Source organism: uncultured Odoribacter sp. (genome assembly GCF_937966165.1).
Taxonomy (GTDB): Bacteria; Bacteroidota; Bacteroidia; order Bacteroidales; family Marinifilaceae; genus Culturomica.
Genome location: NZ_CALCLB010000006.1, coordinates 23,660 through 41,758, shown reverse-complemented (window position 1 = coordinate 41,758; position 18,099 = coordinate 23,660). Strand labels below are relative to the sequence as shown.

The 18,099-nt window shown below is 39.5% G+C and carries 14 protein-coding genes and 1 tRNA gene; 4 read left to right on the top strand and 11 right to left on the bottom strand.

Going from position 1 to position 18,099, the window contains the following annotated elements; genetic code table 11:
• Positions 1–43: 43 nt before the first annotated feature.
• From Q0465_RS02225 to pfkA, 3 genes are all read right to left on the bottom strand, one after another.
• The gene (locus Q0465_RS02225) at positions 44–391 is read right to left on the bottom strand and encodes a hypothetical protein (protein ID WP_298612210.1); all 348 of its coding nucleotides are present in this window, start codon (positions 389–391) and stop codon (positions 44–46) included.
• The gene (locus Q0465_RS02220; RefSeq protein WP_298612207.1) at positions 366–2,243 is read right to left on the bottom strand and encodes an amidophosphoribosyltransferase; all 1,878 of its coding nucleotides are present in this window, start codon (positions 2,241–2,243) and stop codon (positions 366–368) included. The genes Q0465_RS02225 and Q0465_RS02220 overlap by 26 nt, the downstream gene beginning before the upstream one ends.
• Before the next feature lie 411 nt (positions 2,244–2,654).
• The gene (pfkA, locus tag Q0465_RS02215; RefSeq protein WP_298612204.1) at positions 2,655–3,659 is read right to left on the bottom strand and encodes a 6-phosphofructokinase; all 1,005 of its coding nucleotides are present in this window, start codon (positions 3,657–3,659) and stop codon (positions 2,655–2,657) included.
• A gap of 643 nt (positions 3,660–4,302) precedes the next feature.
• On the opposite strand from pfkA, the gene map reads away from it, so the two are divergent.
• The 3 genes from map to Q0465_RS02200 all read left to right on the top strand — a co-directional run bounded on the left by map (position 4,303) and on the right by Q0465_RS02200 (position 6,887).
• Positions 4,303–5,145 carry a type I methionyl aminopeptidase gene (gene map, locus Q0465_RS02210; protein ID WP_298612201.1) on the top strand — a complete coding sequence of 281 codons (843 nt, stop codon included), beginning with the start codon at positions 4,303–4,305 and terminating at the stop codon, positions 5,143–5,145.
• A gap of 269 nt (positions 5,146–5,414) precedes the next feature.
• Entirely contained in the window at positions 5,415–5,843 is a 429-nt protein-coding gene (locus Q0465_RS02205) for an Hsp20/alpha crystallin family protein (protein WP_298612199.1), read from the top strand.
• Between the two features lie 192 nt (positions 5,844–6,035).
• Entirely contained in the window at positions 6,036–6,887 is an 852-nt protein-coding gene (locus Q0465_RS02200) for an OmpA family protein (protein ID WP_298612196.1), read from the top strand.
• 230 nt (positions 6,888–7,117) lie between these two features.
• On the opposite strand, the gene Q0465_RS02195 is transcribed toward Q0465_RS02200, so the two are convergent.
• The 6 genes from Q0465_RS02195 to Q0465_RS02170 form a co-directional block, all read right to left on the bottom strand.
• Entirely contained in the window at positions 7,118–9,022 is a 1,905-nt protein-coding gene (locus tag Q0465_RS02195; protein ID WP_298612193.1) for a BACON domain-containing carbohydrate-binding protein, read from the bottom strand.
• A gap of 23 nt (positions 9,023–9,045) precedes the next feature.
• Positions 9,046–10,542 (bottom strand): BACON domain-containing carbohydrate-binding protein, encoded by a 1,497-nt coding sequence (locus Q0465_RS02190; protein WP_298612190.1) that lies wholly within the window; start codon positions 10,540–10,542, stop codon positions 9,046–9,048.
• 925 nt (positions 10,543–11,467) lie between these two features.
• On the bottom strand, positions 11,468–11,965 hold the full coding sequence (locus Q0465_RS02185) for a hypothetical protein (protein ID WP_298612188.1): 498 nt from the start codon (positions 11,963–11,965) through the stop codon (positions 11,468–11,470).
• A 415-nt stretch (positions 11,966–12,380) separates the two neighbouring features.
• Positions 12,381–12,453 (bottom strand) — tRNA-Thr (locus Q0465_RS02180).
• Between the two features lie 118 nt (positions 12,454–12,571).
• Complete coding sequence (gene pbpC, locus Q0465_RS02175) at positions 12,572–14,929, bottom strand: penicillin-binding protein 1C (RefSeq protein ID WP_298612186.1); 2,358 nt, start codon at positions 14,927–14,929, stop codon at positions 12,572–12,574.
• Between the two features lie 129 nt (positions 14,930–15,058).
• Positions 15,059–15,526: a VTT domain-containing protein gene (locus Q0465_RS02170; RefSeq protein ID WP_298612183.1), complete on the bottom strand. Its 468-nt coding sequence runs from the start codon at positions 15,524–15,526 to the stop codon at positions 15,059–15,061.
• Between the two features lie 258 nt (positions 15,527–15,784).
• Between Q0465_RS02170 and Q0465_RS02165 the strand changes: the two genes are divergently transcribed.
• Positions 15,785–16,378, top strand: coding sequence for a MarC family protein (locus tag Q0465_RS02165; RefSeq protein ID WP_298612180.1), 594 nt, complete (start codon positions 15,785–15,787; stop codon positions 16,376–16,378).
• Here Q0465_RS02165 and Q0465_RS02160 read toward each other — a convergent pair whose 3' ends face one another.
• Together Q0465_RS02160 and Q0465_RS02155 are read right to left on the bottom strand one after the other, a co-directional pair.
• Complete coding sequence (locus tag Q0465_RS02160) at positions 16,379–16,879, bottom strand: YqaA family protein (protein WP_298612177.1); 501 nt, start codon at positions 16,877–16,879, stop codon at positions 16,379–16,381. It abuts the gene before it with no gap.
• Between the two features lie 89 nt (positions 16,880–16,968).
• The gene (locus Q0465_RS02155; protein ID WP_298612173.1) at positions 16,969–18,096 is read right to left on the bottom strand and encodes a 1-acyl-sn-glycerol-3-phosphate acyltransferase; all 1,128 of its coding nucleotides are present in this window, start codon (positions 18,094–18,096) and stop codon (positions 16,969–16,971) included.
• Between the last annotated feature and the right edge of the window lie 3 nt (positions 18,097–18,099).

Below are 18,099 nucleotides of genomic sequence, written 5' to 3'. Positions count from 1 at the left end.
TTTTATTCCAGTCTTATCCGTATACCCTTTCCCCAATACCAATTTACCGACACAGTGCAAATGTTTCCATACCTACGCAAATCTGAACCTTCCGCATTAAACACGTACATCCGGAAATCCACTTCCCGGAAATCGGTACAAAAAACCGTCCTACCTTTCGGGCCCGCCCTCTTTCCGCTTTACTGTTCGTTTCAATGGTTATACTACAGCCATACAGCAGCAATTTATTACATACCTCTGCAGCCAAAACAGCTGTTAATACAGAATCAATTCCGCCAGAACCACCTCGTATCAAAGCGTTTAAATCATGACTCAGAACATAAGTTTCCTGGTACTGACGAAGGCATCCGGCTATAGATAACCAATCATTTTTTTGCGTATATATTTTCATAATAATTGATAAAAGCATTATTTACCAGGCGGTTTCCGCCGGGAGTAGGATAATTTCCCGAAAAATACCAATCTCCCGCATGTCCTTTACAAGCCTGCCGGAGATTTTTTATCGTCTGATAAACAATTTCTATTTCGATAGGACTTTCCTCCGGACGTACCATACGGGCAATGCGGGCCGAGATTTCTTCATCCTTAAAAGGAGCATAAATTTCCCTGACATAATTTACAATCTCTTCTTTCGGTAAATTTTCCTGTTCTTTACATTTCCGGTATACTTCCTCAATGATCTTTTCCTGTCCCCTTTCTCTTAAAAGTTCAATAGCAGCATTGAAAGCAATAAATTCTTCCATCCGGGACATATCGATCCCATAACAATCCGGATAGCGTATCTGAGGAGAAGAAGAAACAATGACAATCTTTTTCGGATTTAACCGGCTCAAAATTTTAATAATACTCTGTTTCAGAGTAGTTCCTCTTACAATACTATCATCTATCACCACAATATTATCCACTCCCTCGGCGATAGTACCGTATGTAATATCGTAAACATGTGTCGCCAGATCATTGCGGCTATTGTTTTCTGCAATAAAGGTGCGCAATTTAATATCCTTGATTGCCAGCTTTTCAGTACGGATCCTCCGGGACAAAATCCGATCGGCCCGGTAAGAAGAAACATTGCCCGTCGTATCCAGCAACTCTACGCTCTTTCTCGAATTCAAATAATCTTCCAATCCCTCCAACATACCATAATAAGCTATCTCTGCTGTATTCGGGATAAAAGAAAACACTGTATGATCTGTATCATAATGAACCGACTTCAATATCTGATCCGTTAACAAATTTCCCAGCATTTTCCGTTCCTGATAGATATCCCGGTCACTCCCCCTGGAAAAATAAATCCGTTCAAAAGAACAAGGGGTTATTTTATCCGTAACGGCAATCCGGGATAATTTCATTTCACCGTTTTTCTTTATCATAAGCCCCTGTCCCGCTTCCAGTTCACGGACCTGCTCTGTGCGCACATTTAAAATTGTCTGTATAACAGGACGTTCGGAAGCCACCACAATGATTTCTTCATCAGCATAATAAAAAGCAGGACGGATCCCCCATTTATCCCGGAAAACAAAAGCATCCCCACTGCCTGTCAACCCACAGATTACAAAGCCCCCGTCCCATTTTTCAGAAGCAGTACGGATAATCGCCTCCAGATCCAGTTTCTCTTCTATAATACGATTCAATTCCATGCCGGAGACTTCCGGAGCGCTGTATTGTTCATACAATTTTTCTACCTGACGATCCAGCAAGTAACCGATTTGCTCCAAGATAATAAAAGTATCTGCATTGTGGCGCGGATGCTGACCTTTAGCTACGATATCCGTCAGAATTTCATCCACATTTGTCAGATTAAAATTACCTGCCAGACAAAGATTCCTGCTCCGCCAATTGTTACGCCTTAAAAAAGGATGTACATAAGATATTCCGGATTTTCCGGTCGTACTGTAACGTAAATGTCCCAAATACAATTCCCCGACAAAAGGCAGCTTTTCAGGAGGTAGCTGCCCGTCAGTCTGCTGAAGGGTCATCTGCTGATTTATACGATCGAAAACCGCACTGATGGCCCCGCTCCCCAATGCCCTTTCCCGGAAGATATATTCTTCCCCCGGCTGTGCATTCAATTTGACACAAGCCATTCCCGCTCCTTCCTGTCCGCGGTTATGCTGCTTCTCCATCAAAAGGTAAAGGGTATTCAACCCGTATACGGCAGTGCCGTATTTCTGACGATAATAGTCCAGAGGTTTTAAAAGCCGGACGAGTGCTATACCACACTCATGTTTAATCGGATCACTCATATATTATTTTTTATTCAACAGAAATTTTTCCCTGACGTTCGGCAGCCCATGAGGGCCGAAACAGTATTTTTCTTTCACAGATTCCTTTCTATCAGCAGATAAATAACAATTTCCGGTATTCAGGCAAAAGCCGCATTTCATCGTCAATATATCATTCCAGTTTATCAATATGATAACATATTTTATCGAAAAAAGGGAATACGGTATCGTAATAAGCAATCGCTTTTTCTCTTTCATCAACCCTTTTATTTCCTTTTTCCGGACATTAGATAACTGTTCTACGATATTTTGCATCTCTGAGATATGTGCAGATCACCATCCAGCCTTTTCCTTCCCCCATAATTCCCTTATTCCCCTTTTCTTTCCCTTCCTTTTTCAAACAATTGAACATTTATCCTCTTTTCCCCCCGATCAAGCCTCTTCACTATACTTTACATGCACAGCCAAAATCCGGACTAAATTTAATAATTCAGAATTCAAACCTTTATTGTTTTTTATCGCCTTATTAAAAGGCACATGCACAATTTTACCTTTTACGATCCCGATCATAATACTTTTCTGATCATCCAGTAAAGCTTCAATTGCAGCTGCTCCCAAGCGACTGGCAACTTCCCGGTCGAAAGAACTGGGATTCCCTCCCCTTTGAATATGTCCCAGAACAGAAACCCGGATATCAAACTCCGGATGCTCTTTTTTCACTTTCTCAGCAATTTTATAAGCTCCTCCGGCTTCATCCCCTTCTGCAACAACAACGATCCCGCTGGAGTGCTGCGGATCGTACACCTCATTTACATATTTCTCCAGCTCTTCCAGATCTGTTTTCAATTCCGGCACCAAAATCGCACCTGCCCCACTTGCAATGCCGGAACGCAAAGCGATAAAACCAGCATCCCGCCCCATTACTTCTACAAAAAACAACCGATTGTGAGCGGTAGCGGTATCCCGTATCTTATCAATAGCTTCTACTGCTGTATTCACTGCCGTATCGTATCCGATCGTACAATCCGTTCCAAATAAATCGTTGTCAATCGTCCCCGGGATACCGACCACGGGTATACCGTGTTCCTGCACCAATAAACCGGCTCCGGTAAAAGAACCGTCCCCTCCGATTACAACCAAAGCGTCAATTCCCCGGGCAGCCAACTGTCCCGCTGCTCTCATACGCCCTTCCGGCATCCGGAACCCAGCGCTCCTGGCAGTTTTTAAAATCGTCCCTCCTCTTTGGATAATATTACTCACATCTTTCGAATTCAACCTTTTTATTTTCCCGTTTATCATTCCCTCATAACCGTCATATATTCCGAACATCTGACAGCCATTATATACGCCTGCACGCACAACAGCCCGGATAGCAGCATTCATCCCCGGAGCATCACCTCCTGAAGTCAGGACACCGATTTTTCTGATTTTTCCCATAACTGATATATTTATATTCCCTTCATGATAACGCCGGAAAAACTTAAAAGTTATTTATCCTCTCCCTACTGTTTCCATTTCTTCCTTATTTTTTCATCTGTTTCTTACGGCAAATATATAATTTTCCAAAATAACCTATTATTTTTACAGGGTTCTATTTTTAAAAAGTATATATTTTATTCATATACCCCTCATAAATTTTATCGTATTATTTCAAAATATACTAATTTCTAAACCTATTCCTCTTTTTGATACAATCCCCACCTTTTTCTTTATTTTCTTTTGAATAGGATACTGCTAAAGCCTCCTTTTTCTTAAACATTCTTTTACTCAAAACTTCAGATTAAATACAGAAATATTTAAAAGTAAAAACGTAAAAATGATCCGGCCGTCTTTTAACGGACAGGGGTTCCTCCTACGGAAACAAGCTGATACTTTACCGGTTCACGGGAGGAATATTTGTGAAGAATTATTTCCCTGCTCCGTCAGTCTGTTAAGCAGTAAGCTGGCTGACGGGCAATTATCAAAGTGCAGTCAGTCTTTTGAACGTTCTCACGTTTTTACATTTTATCTCGCAATAAAAATAAAATATGGTATCTTTGGAGGACAATAGGAAACGTACAGAACTATAAAATAATCATAAATGGATAAATTTTTAAATCCGGATTTTTCTGCTGGTTTTTCTTTGGAAGAAAAATTACGGTACTACAGAAGGCTCGGGCATACTGTTCCTCCCCGGAAAATAATCAAAACCCCGGAACAAATCGAAGGCATCCGCCGGAGTGCCCTTATCAACACAGCGGTACTCGACCATGTAGCTGCCCACATTCATTCGGGGATGAGTACAGAAGAAATCGATAAGCTGGTATATGACTTTACAATTTCTCATGGAGCCGTTCCGGCCCCTCTCCATTACGAAGGTTTTCCCAAAAGTGTCTGTACTTCGGTCAACGATGAGGTATGCCACGGCATACCAGACAAGGGTATTCTGCTCCGGGACGGGGATATTGTCAATGTTGATGTATCTACTATTTTAGACGGCTATTTCTCCGACGCTTCCCGGATGTTTTTGATTGGCAATGTCTCCCCTCAAATCCAGAAATTAGTAAAAGTTACCCGTGAATGCCTGGAACTGGGCATCAAAGCTGCCCGTCCCTGGGGATTTCTGGGAGATATCGGGGAAGCCATACAAAAACATGCTGAAAGTCAGGGCTATTCCGTCGTAAGAGATTTCTGTGGACACGGAGTAGGCCTGGCATTTCACGAAAAACCGGAAGTAGAGCATGTCGGTAGAAAAGGCACAGGTATGTTGCTTATTCCCGGTATGATCTTTACCATAGAACCTATGATTAATATGGGCAGTTACGAAATCTTTATAGATGAAGAAAACGACTGGACTGTTTATACAGCCGACGGATTACCTTCTGCTCAATGGGAAAATACAATATTAATTACAGAAGAAGGTCACGAAATTCTGACTTATTGATTTATCGTTTATAGTGTATAAATGTAAAAACGTACAAGAGTATAAGTAAAAGTTTGAGAAAGGTTCTTTCTGTTTAAAAGCTACATTTTGTCATTTTCATAAAAAATAAAACTGAAAAGCTGGCAAAAAAAATGTCAATTTTTCCGTTTTTCTGTATTAAAAACCTTTGGCACATCTATTGAAATATTTCTCATTGAATTTGAGTTCATAGTAAAACCCAAATGAGTAAAATTGGAATGTTTAACTAAAAATAATAGGAGGATTTAATTATGATGCCTGTTAAAAGATCTCAAAACTGGTTACCGGGAATTTTCAACGATTTTTTTGGAAACGAATGGCTAGAAAAAGCAAATATGAATGCTCCGGCCATCAATATCCTTGAAAACGAAAACGAATATAAGGTAGAATTAGCCGCTCCGGGTATGACAAAAAACGATTTTACCGTCAAAATTGACGATGAAAATCAACTTTTGATTTCCATGGAGAAAAAAGAAGAACACAATGAAAGTCAAAAACAAAATAAATACCTGCGGAGAGAATTTTCTTATACCCAATTCCAACAGACAATGATTTTACCGGATAATATCAACAGAGAAAAAATTGAAGCTAAGGTTGAACACGGGGTATTGACGATCGATATTCCTAAAAAGAAAATCGAAGAGATCAAAATGAGCGAAAAGAGTATTGAAATCAAATAACCGGTTCCCGGTTTACCGTTGAAAGAGGAGTTTTTCAGAAAGGGCTCCTCTTTTTCTTTTCTCTCTTTCCGCCTTTACTTTTCAGACATCTAAGTATTCCATTTTTGAACAGGGGAACATTTAATTCTTTTCAAATATTTTTCTATGTTTGCATTTACGAAATCAGTGATACATTTTTAATTTCAACATATCATGAATAAAGTAGGATCTTTGATGTTTATTTCTCTCCTCTTTTTATGCAGTTCCTGTGTTTCCAAGAAAAAGTATCTGATAGCTGAAAACGGCCGTCTGTCCGCCATCGAAAGAGGGGAAATATTACGTAAAGAATTGTCCGGTTCCAGGGAGGAAAATTCCCGTTTGTCTCTTCGTATAGACAGTCTGCTGACAGATACGACAGAATTGGGAGGGATCATCCGGGCCTATCGAAATCTGCTTTATTCCAATAAATCGGAACAGGAGAAATTAAATGCCATGATACAGGAGAAACTGTCGGTTTTAGACGATAGAGAAAAAACAATACGCGAATTACAAGGGCTGATTGACGCTCAAAACCTGAAAGTAAAAGAATTATTAAACAGCATACAGGATGCATTACTGGGTTTCGGAAGCGATGAACTGAGTGTGCGGCAAAAAGACAGTAAAATATATGTAGCGATGTCCGACAAACTTTTATTTGAATCCGGAAGTGCCCGGGTAGACAAAAGAGGAAAAGAAGCGTTGGCTAAACTAGCTGTTGTATTAAATAAACAGGCAGATATCGATGTTTTCATAGAAGGACATACCGATTCCAAACCAATTAAAACAGTCCAATTCAAGGATAATTGGGATTTGAGCGTCATCCGGGCCACCTCTGTCGTCCGTATTTTAACAAAAGATTTTAAGGTAAATCCTTTACAAATCCAACCTACCGGAAGAGGGGAATATAAACCGGTTGCCGACAACCAAACAGCTGAAGGCCGGACCTTAAACCGGCGGACAGAAATCATTATCGCCCCTAAACTGGATAAATTACTAAAGCTTTTACAAAACGAAACGACAAAATAAAAGAGATCATTACTCCTTTACGTCTGCAATCCACACCAAACAAATACCCGGAAAACACTGTTCCGATCAGGTATATTTCATGCCCGGCGAATACTTGTCTGTCTAACCGCTGATGAACAGACTTCCTTCGGCAAATAACAGAAACTTCTGTTCGGTCATTCGATGAAATAAAATCCATAATTCTGAAAAAGAGTTTTCCGGATATTCCTATTGTTTCCTGTATTTATAACTTATTTTGCCCAGCCAGCAGCCTTGATCTGTTCAAAATCGGTAAGATCTGTACAACCGGTAAAACAATCATTAAAAGAAGTCGGTTTTTTGAAACGATCTGTATGCTCGGCCCGCTCATACAAATGTACTTTTACTCCATCCACCATTGTATAAGGAGACTCTCCTTTTAATTTTGTTCCCGAAAAGGTAAAACTAAAATTAGTGGCACTGATACAATCATCAAAAATACCTGCAGGTACAATCTCTAAAGAAGAACAGGAATAGAAAATCTGTGCAAAACTTGTCACTTTCGAACAATTCTTAAATGTATTAGCCGGAATTTCGGTTAAAGCACACCATTTAAATGTTCCAAAAAATTCAGTTACCTTGGGATTATTAGCAAATAGTCCGTCCGGAATAGAAGCTAATTTCGTACAACCGTCAAAACAACTTCTAAACGTAGTAACAGCTTCACAAGCAGAGAATAATCCTGCCGGCAATGCAACTAAAGAAGTACAGCCATTAAAACATTCTCTGAAAGAGGTTACCTTCGGACAATTATGAAAGATCCCTGCTGGAATTTCCTTCAAAGCTGCTGCTTTATAAAAAGCTCTTTCAAATGAGGTAACAGTCAGGAAAGACTCGTTAAGATCATTTGCAACAGATTCCAGATTCACACAATTCCAGAAAGCCTCTTTTAAAGTTGTTAAACCTGTATTTCCCCATTGTTTTACAGCAGTAAAATAGTTTAAAGCATCTTTATGCGTCACATTAAAAATAGCCTTGTTTGTTCCCAGTCCTGTCACTTTTCCCGCAATTTTCACTTCATATATACCTTCCTCAGCATAAACATGGATAGGGGTAACACTCGTAACTGTTTCTGCTGTACTTCCGTCTCCCCAATCGACGATACAATCGACAGTCCCTTGTAACGGTAATACAGCCGTAGCCCCTGCAGGCACCGTTAACTCAAGAATCATCGCTTCTGCAAGAGAGGAGGCTTCCTGAATGACCCTAACGGTCTGCCCGGCATAATTTTGTTCAATACCTGCAACTATCATCACTTCTGCCGTCAAAGGGGTATAAGAAGAATTCTTGGCTGCTGTTACGATCAAATAATTATTTTCAGCTTTTAACTCCAGCCAGTCTTGCTCACACAGATATTGCCAGATGTTTGTATTCTGCATCGTAAGGCGTATCGTATCTGTTCCTCCGGCCATAGGGAAATGGATTTCCGCGGGATGTATTGTCAAGGATACTGCCGGAGCAGCTTCCTGTACAAGCGGAATAACTGCTGATTCCAAATTTTCGCCTTCCCCTGCAACAACGGTAAGTTCTCCCGTCATCGCAACAGGATATAAATTCTCTTCAGCCGTAATTGTTATTTTATTGTCCGTTTTTATTATTGTGAATACATCATTGGAAATATGCATACTCCATAATTTTTGATTGGTCTTCACGTCCACCTCCAATGTCCCTCCTTTTACTGGAAATTCTATTTTTTCAGGAGTTACTGCCAGGTCAGCTCCTTTTACCCCCTTCTGGGTTACTGTCAGTTTACAGGCCACATTATTCTCTGTACTTCCGGCCCGGACGATGATTACAGCCTCCCGGGACGTCACATGTTTATTTTGAGCAATTGTCAAAACAAGTGTATCCCCCCGCTGAGTCACTTCAAACCAGTCTCTCTTTTCTTTTACCTGATAAATCCAATCTGTCTGATTGGTTTCTATAATAACCGGCAATACTCCCCCGAGGTCGGTAAATTCAACTTTTCCGGTCGTGCCATCTTCCGACAGGACAATCGGAAAATCATCGGAACCGGACACTAAATCCAGCCGGGCTATTGCCACCGTATTATCATCATCGGAACAAGCTCCGAATAACAGTACTATTCCTACCAGAATAAAAAACAACTTTTTCATATTGATATATCTATGTAAAACCATTAATTAACCCATCCGGAAAAACCGGCCTGCATCGTTTTATAATCACTTAGTCCTTTACAATTACGGAAGCAGGAATTATAATCGTCAGGAGTAATAAACTCTCCGCCATAGCTCTGTCTTTCATATAAATGTATTTTTTTACCATCAATTTCCGTATAAGGAGATTCTCCAGCCAAAGAAATACAATCCCGGAAAGCGCCTTTAAACGAACCTGCTTTCCGGTTATTATCAAACAGTCCGGCCGGTATGGAAGACAAGGAAGTACAAGAAGTAAAGCAATATGCAAAACTGGAGACTTCCGGACAATTCCGGAACAGTTCTTCGGGAATGGAAGTCAGACTATAACAATAAGTAAATACACCAATCATTTTCTCAGCCAAAGTACAATTCCGGAATAATCCTGAAGGAATATTCAGTAAAGATTGCGTATTCCGGAAACAATATGAAAAATTAGTTGCTTTTGTGCAATTGGCAAATAAATCCTCCGGAATAATCCGCAAAGCCATACAGTTTACAAAACAATCACTGAAATCGTCTGCTGCAATACAATCTTCAAAAAGATCTGCCGGTAATTCTACTATAGGGCACTCCCAAAATGTCCCGACAAAAGCTGTTGCCTTCCTGCAATTGGCAAACAATCGGTTCGGAAGAGAAGTTAAAGAGAAACACTGATCGAAACAAGAACGAAATGTCTCAGCATTCACAGCATTTGCAAAAAATCCTTCCCCAATTTCTTTCAAACCGGTACAACCTTTAAAAGCGTATTCAAAAGAAGTTACTCCGGCAAAAGATTCATCTGTATCGGAAGGCAGAGATTCAATATTGATGCAACGGTAAAAAGCATACCTCAAGCTAGTGAGCCCGGTTTTCCCCCACTGTTTAATCCTGGAAAGATATACTCTTTGTTCATCTGAAAAACCGATCATAGAATACAATTCCGGAACAGTACCTGAAATCCGGACTTCATAAGTTCCGGCAGAAGTATAGGTATGATTCGGAGGGGCAACTGTCAAATTATCGATTTTGGTATCTACTTCTTCCGTTTGTCCGTCCCCCCAATCTATGGAACATTTCACTTGTCCGCATATCGGAAGCATAACCCGGGAACGGGCCGGTACTGTATATTCCAGTACTAAGCTGTTGTCATTTTGTATAACCGTAATGGTAGCTGTATCCACATTTTCTTCTGTTCCTGCAGTTACCAAAACTGTAGCCGTCAATTGTTTTCCCGTTTCATTTTTTGCGGCACTCAACGTTAAAAAATCGTTCCCTTTTGTCACTACCAACCAGTCGGCAGAAGGAACAGCATCCCAGATTTCCTGATTCGTCTCCACTTTCACCTTCTCTGTACTTCCCCCACAAGCTAACATGACCTTATCAGCACTAAGAGTTAAAGAAGCATCCTCTGTCAACGGGGTATAGACGACTTCGTCCTTATCGTCCGAACAGGCCCCCAAAAGAAGGAATACTCCAAAAATCAAATAAAAAAATTTCATAACAGTAATTTTAGGTTAATAATTAGATAAATAGCACATATCCCAAAAACAAAAAAAAGATTCCCTGGTCCTCCACAGGATCTCCCCTTTTCATTTTTTACGATATATTTCTAAAGAAACAAATATATAATTTAATCTTAAAAATTAATAAATTTTATCTTAAAATATCTTTTTGTTATATACCTTTTTGCTGTAATCTTATCGGATAAGGAGAAGAAAAATTCAAACCTGAGGCAAAGAAGAGGGGGCAAATTGCTTTTACAACATTCTCAGAATTTAAAAGCATACGTGCGGTACTGCCCGAAACAAACACAAGAATTTTCAGGCAAAATTAAAACAGGCTTAATCAAACAATAAAAATGATTACCGATTATTTGAGAAACGGGGAGATGAAATTATTTATGTTCTCCAGTTTTATGAAGTCATTTTCTTCCGAACCGGATACAAATATAAGTAATACAGTTTTTAGCCGAGCTATAAATTAAATCCGGGAAAATGAAAGCAAAAGAGTAAATAACATACCCTATCAATTTCTTTTCTCATAAACCTTCGAGCAGCATCAGCATAATCGTAGTCAATAGTGTTACAAACTTATGATCCGTGACACAGGAACAGTCCAACGATTGCTTTCGATTCCTTCAATGCCTGTCTTATACCGGCTAATACCAGCAAAATTTTTGCTATATAGCCTTACAACCGATTTTTTATTACAGGTTTCCATGATGATATAAATACAATTCAATTACTACCTGTTCGGGGGTATCTAAAATAATTCACATTTTCTATAATTTAGAGCTTGTTTTTGTTCTGTCTATAAAAATACCGCCGGCCTCCTGCTATTAAGTTTTATCAGGAGGCCAACGGATATAAGGTATAAATCCGCAAACAAAATATATATAGTTCCAAAAATAGGGTGCTTTTTTATTTACCAATTTATCGGGTAAAAATCATAAGGATTCACCCGAAGTGTAACAGCGTCTATAGCTTCACCGGATTCAATAAGGTTATCCAGGTCAAAATGGAACCGATAAAGAAGGTTGTATATGGTTTTCATAATCTTGTGAGTAAAGGGAACAGTACTTTTATTTTGAAAATAATGGAATAAAATTTCTTTTATCACTTTATGTCCGGGATCCGTTTGTATAAGAGAAAAATAGTCTGTCAATAATTCACTGATAATATCTAAGAAATTTATATAGGTACCATTTTTTACTTTTACAAAGGAATCCAAGTGATTCAAAGAATAAAGAACAGGTTTATAAGCTGTATCCGTATAGAAGATTTCAGTTTCTTTATGCCAAGAATCTTCCAGAAGATAAGTGCTTTCATTAAGCATTTTAATTCGATAAATCGTACTGGAGACAGAAGGATTGATTACCCTTACATCATGAGGATAGTAACTTTTCATAATTTCTTTATTCATATTCCAAAATTTTAAGAGTTTTTATCTAATCTCCTAAAACTGGTGTAAATGAACTTCTAAACATAATTTTTATAATATTATTTTTAATAATAACATAAGATAAAACAATGATATAAAAATCCCCTCAGCTACTACGGGGAGGATAAGGGTAAATAGAGGAATTCAAATTAATGTATATGCTGAATTTTCAGAAAATTAACATCTGTTACCTTATAGGAATAAAAACAAAAAGATGAGAAGTAATACCCACAAGTCAGAAGGGCATAAAATAATGACACACAGAAGCAAAAATTTCGTGTAACATTATTCAATTTAGACTTATAAAATTGAAGCAGGCTTATTTTTAACACAAATAGGGGATCAAATACAATGTATCTGACCCCCTATTATTTTGTAAATCATTTATTTTCAACAGAGCCACTTGCGAGACTTGAACTCGCGACCTACGCATTACGAATGCGTCGCTCTACCAGCTGAGCTAAAGTGGCATTAGCGGCTACAAAAGTAATAATTATTTGATAAGAAAAAATCAATTCAATAAAAATTATATAGTTATAAAATTATTTTTATACTGCGGAAAGGAGAATCTCCGTTTCAGACCTCCCTTTATTTCCCAACCACCTGGAACACCTGCCGTAAAGTATTGCCATCGTTATCCACAATAGTCAATACATGACGTCCTTCCGGCAAATCAACTTCCATTTGGTGAATATGCCGGGTAAAGCCTAAATAATGATCGTCAATATGCCAGTACACTTCTGCCAAAGGGTTCCGGTGAGCGAGTTCAAATACGGCGGCACCTCTTCTTCCGCCAAAATCCCGGGGAATAAATACCCGCATCCCTTTCTGCGGATAGATCATTTCCATAACATCTCCGCCAAGCGGTTCACATCCGGCACGATACGGGGGCAGTTTCCGGTAATCACTATGAGTACGAGAATAATACCATTCCTGTACAGGAGTTAATACAAACCAAGGCTTCACCTGTATATTATAAACCGGTTCACAATCTGAATTTACCTGCCATTTTCCTGTAAGGTCTAAATTTATCAAACGATGGTAAGGACAGAGGTTTGTTTTGCTCCCGGCCTCACATACTTCAAGGGTATCTTTTTCTTCACAGATCATGGAAGCCCGGTAGCCGCTTTTGCGGCATATTACCGCCTCACGCATTTCTTCCGACGGCTTATATAAATGTCCCTGTACAGGCAACAATCCCGCCACTTCAAAAAGAATAGGTGCGGCAGCCCTCACGCCGACAAGTCCCGGACGTCCTTCCCCGTCGGAATTGCCAACCCAGACGCCAACAATCCAATCGGCATTTACTCCAATTGCCCAGGCATCCCTATACCCGAAACTGGTTCCGGTTTTCCAGGCTAAATCCAAATGCGAGGCAAAATTCTTCCATCCCGATTCCAGCTCAGGTCGCTCAACCTCCCGCAGGGCCTCCAAAGTCAACCAAATAGAGGCAGCACTTAAGGGAGCTTTGTCGGCAACACAAGGAGTTGATAAAAAAGATGTTCCGCTTTTCCGGCATTCCGTTTTTTCTTTCCATATTTTCAAACGGCTATATTCTCCCTCATAGTATTGTCCGTCCGTCTCATTATAATGCCGTAAAACGGATACCATTCCTCCATACATATTACATAAATCCCACAAAGAAGTCTCTCCTCCTCCCAGAATAAGGCTTAAACCATAATCATCCGGCGGTCGGTTTAAACTATGTATCCCCAACAATTTCAATTCTTTATAAAAACGGGAATAATTATACTCCTTTAATAAACGTACGAAAGGGATATTCAAAGACATTGACAAAGCCTTATCAGCAGGAACGACCCCCTGAAACGTACGGTTAAAATTAGAAGGCGCATATCCTCCGAAACGGGAGGGAATATCCGGGACTAACGTTTTGGGTAAGATATATCCGTTCTGCTGCATCAGAGCATACAAAGCCGGCTTTAAAATACTTCCCGAACTCCGGACGGACGGAATCATATCAACTTCATTTCCCCGGCTATTTCCCCAAGCCGGTGTATTCCCCACATAAGCCCGGACTTCCCCGCTGGGAATATGGGCTACCAATACAGCTGCATTATAGATATGATTTCCCCCCAACAAGCGGTTATGCCGCAAAACAATTTCATATACAGCTTTTTGTAAACCGGCATCTATATACGAATCACAAATTTCGCCCTGCCGGTTTATATCTGCATTTGCTAATAAATGAGGCGCAATATTTTCCGGATAATATACTTTTTCAGGCATGGGCTCTTCCAAAGCCAAATGGTAATCATCCTCTTCGATTTTACCCAACAAATACAATTCCTTTAACAAACGATTTCTCTTCTCTCTCAGGACCCGGACATTATTCAAAGCCGGAGCATTGGGTAAAACGGCCAAAAATGCAGCTTCGGCCCAACTCAACTGCCCGGGATCACGGTTGAAATATTTCAAAGAAGCCGCTTGCAGTCCTACGATATTTCTACCGAAAGGGGCATGGGTCGCATAGAGTTGTAAAATCTGTTCTTTTGAATAACTTTGTTCCAGGCGAAGGGTCAAAAAAATTTCCCAAAATTTCTCCGCATAGGTCCGGGGAGGATTTTTCCGGGCCAACCGAATCACCTGCATGCTGACAGTACTCCCGCCGCTTACTACTTTTCCTGATTTTATATTCCGGTACATCGCCCTTGCCAATGCATACCAATCCACCCCTTTATGCACCCAAAAACGTTTATCTTCAAATGTCAATAAAGCCTCCCGGTACTTTTCAGGCAATACATTCGTTCCCCGAAAACGGAATTGCTCGTCCCGAGCCACCTTTACCCCGATAATTTTCCCTTTTCTGTCAAATAACAGTGTAGAATACGGCACATCAAACAAAGGCCGGGGTAATACATTCCACCAAAAAATAAAATAAAACAGATAAAGGATAAAAAATAATATATAGAACCGGTAAAATCTCATTTTTCTATTCCGCTAAATCAGGTAAATTTTTACCTTTATCGGGTAAAGATAGTAAAAGAAAAGCTTCGGGGAAATACTCTTCCGTTAACTCATTTATTTCCTTTTCCACCTTTTTCTTCCAGGTAATTCTCAACCGGTAATAAAACGCACAAAACGGTCCGCAAACTGAAGGTATAATAAAGTCCAAACCAAAAAACGCGCAAAACGTCCCAGCAACATGTAAAAAGCAGAAAGCCTGAAACTCACTTTATAAAAACCCAAAGCGATTGCAAAAATATCTCCGATAAAAGGTAACCAGGTAAAAAAAGCTAATCCGGATCCATACTTGCCGATCCGGTTCTTCTGACGGGCTAATTGTTCTGGCTTTACCTTAAACCACCGTTCCAGCCATTCCCATTTTCCCATCCAGCCAATCCAGTAAGATGTCAATCCTCCCAACCAATTTCCTAAAGTAGCTATAATCAAACATCCCCATACATTCCCTCCCAGGGCCAAAATGCCGATTAAAAGTAAATCAGCACTGAACGGTACAATGGTAGAAGCTAAAAAAGAACCGATAAATAACCCCCAATATCCGAAATCAATCAATGAATCCATAATACTTCCAAAAATAGAAATAAATGCATAAATGTTCAAGCGTTCAAAGGGATAAAGGTTCGAAAGGATAAAATGATTTCAGAAGGCCATTTTAACAGAATTTTCCGCCGTTTTTCCGGATATTTTAAAATTATCGGGTTGATTATTTTTCTTTTTATTAAATTTTCGTACTTTTGTGACCTGAAAATTTAACAACAAAAATCAAATGTGTTAAATTTATAACTTTTCAGGGTTTTTACACCATTAAAATAACATATTATGAATATCTATTTTAGTTTTAAGGAAATCTTCAGTGCTTTTATTGTATTGTTTGCAGTCATCGATATTCTTGGATCTATTCCGATTATATTAGCCTTAAAAGCTAAAAATAAAACGATCAGTGCAGAAAAAGCCGCTATTTTTTCTTTCGTCATATTAGTAGCTTTTTTATTTGTAGGAAATTCTTTACTGGCACTTTTTAATGTAGACATTTCTTCTTTTGCTATGGCCGGAGCATTAGTGATTCTGGTGCTGGCAGTAGAAATGATTTTCGGAATAGAAATATTCAAAAATGACGGCCCTACGGATTCGGCCACACTGGTTCCTCTGGTATTTCCGTTAATTGCGGGAGCGGCATCTTTTACCACTTTATTGTCGTTGCGGGCTGAATACAATATTTTGAACATTATCATTGCTTTAGCTTTAAACTTATTATTTGTTTACTTTGTATTGAAAAAAGTCGATTATGTACAACGGGTGATTGGAAAAGGTGGAGTGTATGTCATGCGGAAATTTTTCGGGATCATATTGCTGGCTATTGCAGTACGGTTATTTACAGCTAACCTGAGCACATTACTGGATTCTCTAAAATGATCAGAAATGATCAATAAAGTTGACGAAACGGTTGGCATAAATCAGGTATAAAATGACCCACAACAGAAAACGCAGCATACGGCTTATGAACATCAGAAAAAGAGTAAGCTTGGGTTTTGTCCGGTAAAATCCGAGGGCTACGCTCGACACATCTCCCACGATGGGGATCCATACGAGCAAAGCCAATAAGCTACCGTATTTGTCTATTTTTTTCTTTTGTTTTTCCAGTTGTTCGTCTCTCAAATGAAACCAGCGTTTCATTTTTTCTTTATTTCCGGAGTAGCCGATATAATAAATAATCAAACCTCCCAGCCAGTTGCCCGTTGTTGCAATAAAAAGACACCCCCAGGGATTGATACCTGCAGCCAGCATACCGACAAAAAGGATATCCGCCCCTATGGGTAAAAATAAAGACGACAAAAAAGATCCGGCAAATAAACCGTAATATCCGTATTTGGTAAGCCATTCGGCTATTGTAAGGGTGATTATGTCAAGCCCCATAATTTACTATTTTATTAGGAGGCTTACGAAAAACAGATAATAAGGTTTATAAAGCAAAACAAGGAAAAAAGAGGCAGGCAATTTATTCCCTAAAATTCATTTTGGTTATGTACGGGGTTTGCATATATCTTTAAAAAAATATTCATTAGATCCATATTTCCCCGATCAAAATACGCCAAACGTTTGTGCATACGACTGGCAAAGGCCCGGTAATCATCCAAACGATACCGGTTAGTATATTCAAACGTATTGTAGAGCATATCGTAAGCGATATAATTCGTATCCCACAACTTATATCCTTTATAAATCCGGTTATCCGTCAAACGGGCTACTCCGTTAAAAATATCATTCCGGTCCAGTTGTTCCAATTCCCTCAATTCTTCTTCCGTTAAAGGAGCACTCACTTCAATATGAACCTTTCCTTTGGGTTCCGTTATGCCGGTAATAATACTCCCGAAATCTTCTCCGGGAGCTTTTATATATTTCTGATCCTGTGAAAGATAAAGTTCGCGGGCTTTCAAATGGTCGCAAGGTTCATACTGATAGGAAATAGCTACCGGAACAATATTCAATTGAGCGATATTCTCTCTTTTATTTGTCCCCCCGCTGAGCGCAAGCATCTTCAACACTGCCGGATCCGTCAGATCACATCCGTCTTTTGTTCGTCCTCCCCGCTGGGCAATCCATACTGATTCTTTCTTTTCTACCAGAACATGACGGATATAACGGGACAGATGCACGGAATGCTGATAAAAATCCCGGGGATTTCCTCCCCTTATAACTTTAAACATTTTATTCGACTTTCCTATATCTATGGCCATTTCGCCCTGCATCAGATTACTTCCGAATGTGATTTGTGTGGTATTAAAACCTTTCTCCACCAGCGCAATTTGTAAAAGAGCCGAATCGAGCACAATATCCCGGTGATTGGATATAAAAAGATAGGGCCGGCTGGCATCCAGACGATCCAGACCGTGACAGGTAAAACCATCCATTGTCTTTCTGACAATGGATTTAACCGCACTGTCCATAATCTTCAGCTGGAAATCTCTTACAGAACGAATTCTCCGGATCTCTTTCATTTTTTCCAGTAATATATCCCCTGTATACAACCATGACATCAGGGGGAGGAAATAAGGATTATCAGCAATCCTATTCATTGCGGGCATAATCTCCTCATCCCGGTAAGGACGTAAATCGTCAAACTGTTCTACCATATC

Excerpts from the sequence above, each read along its gene's own strand:
- map (WP_298612201.1), top strand. The coding sequence starts at position 4,303 with ATGGATAAATTTTTAAATCCGGATTTTTCTGCTGGTTTTTCTTTGGAA.
- Q0465_RS02170 (WP_298612183.1), bottom strand. The coding sequence starts at position 15,526 with ATGGATTCATTGATTGATTTCGGATATTGGGGGTTATTTATCGGTTCT.
- Q0465_RS02225 (WP_298612210.1), bottom strand. The coding sequence starts at position 391 with ATGAAAATATATACGCAAAAAAATGATTGGTTATCTATAGCCGGATGC.
- Q0465_RS02190 (WP_298612190.1), bottom strand. The coding sequence starts at position 10,542 with ATGAAATTTTTTTATTTGATTTTTGGAGTATTCCTTCTTTTGGGGGCC.
- pbpC (WP_298612186.1), bottom strand. The coding sequence starts at position 14,929 with ATGAGATTTTACCGGTTCTATATATTATTTTTTATCCTTTATCTGTTT.
- Q0465_RS02185 (WP_298612188.1), bottom strand. The coding sequence starts at position 11,965 with ATGAATAAAGAAATTATGAAAAGTTACTATCCTCATGATGTAAGGGTA.
- Q0465_RS02205 (WP_298612199.1), top strand. The coding sequence starts at position 5,415 with ATGATGCCTGTTAAAAGATCTCAAAACTGGTTACCGGGAATTTTCAAC.
- Q0465_RS02200 (WP_298612196.1), top strand. The coding sequence starts at position 6,036 with ATGAATAAAGTAGGATCTTTGATGTTTATTTCTCTCCTCTTTTTATGC.
- Q0465_RS02165 (WP_298612180.1), top strand. The coding sequence starts at position 15,785 with ATGAATATCTATTTTAGTTTTAAGGAAATCTTCAGTGCTTTTATTGTA.
- pfkA (WP_298612204.1), bottom strand. The coding sequence starts at position 3,659 with ATGGGAAAAATCAGAAAAATCGGTGTCCTGACTTCAGGAGGTGATGCT.
- Q0465_RS02220 (WP_298612207.1), bottom strand. The coding sequence starts at position 2,243 with ATGAGTGATCCGATTAAACATGAGTGTGGTATAGCACTCGTCCGGCTT.
- Q0465_RS02155 (WP_298612173.1), bottom strand. The coding sequence starts at position 18,096 with ATGGTAGAACAGTTTGACGATTTACGTCCTTACCGGGATGAGGAGATT.
- Q0465_RS02160 (WP_298612177.1), bottom strand. The coding sequence starts at position 16,879 with ATGGGGCTTGACATAATCACCCTTACAATAGCCGAATGGCTTACCAAA.
- Q0465_RS02195 (WP_298612193.1), bottom strand. The coding sequence starts at position 9,022 with ATGAAAAAGTTGTTTTTTATTCTGGTAGGAATAGTACTGTTATTCGGA.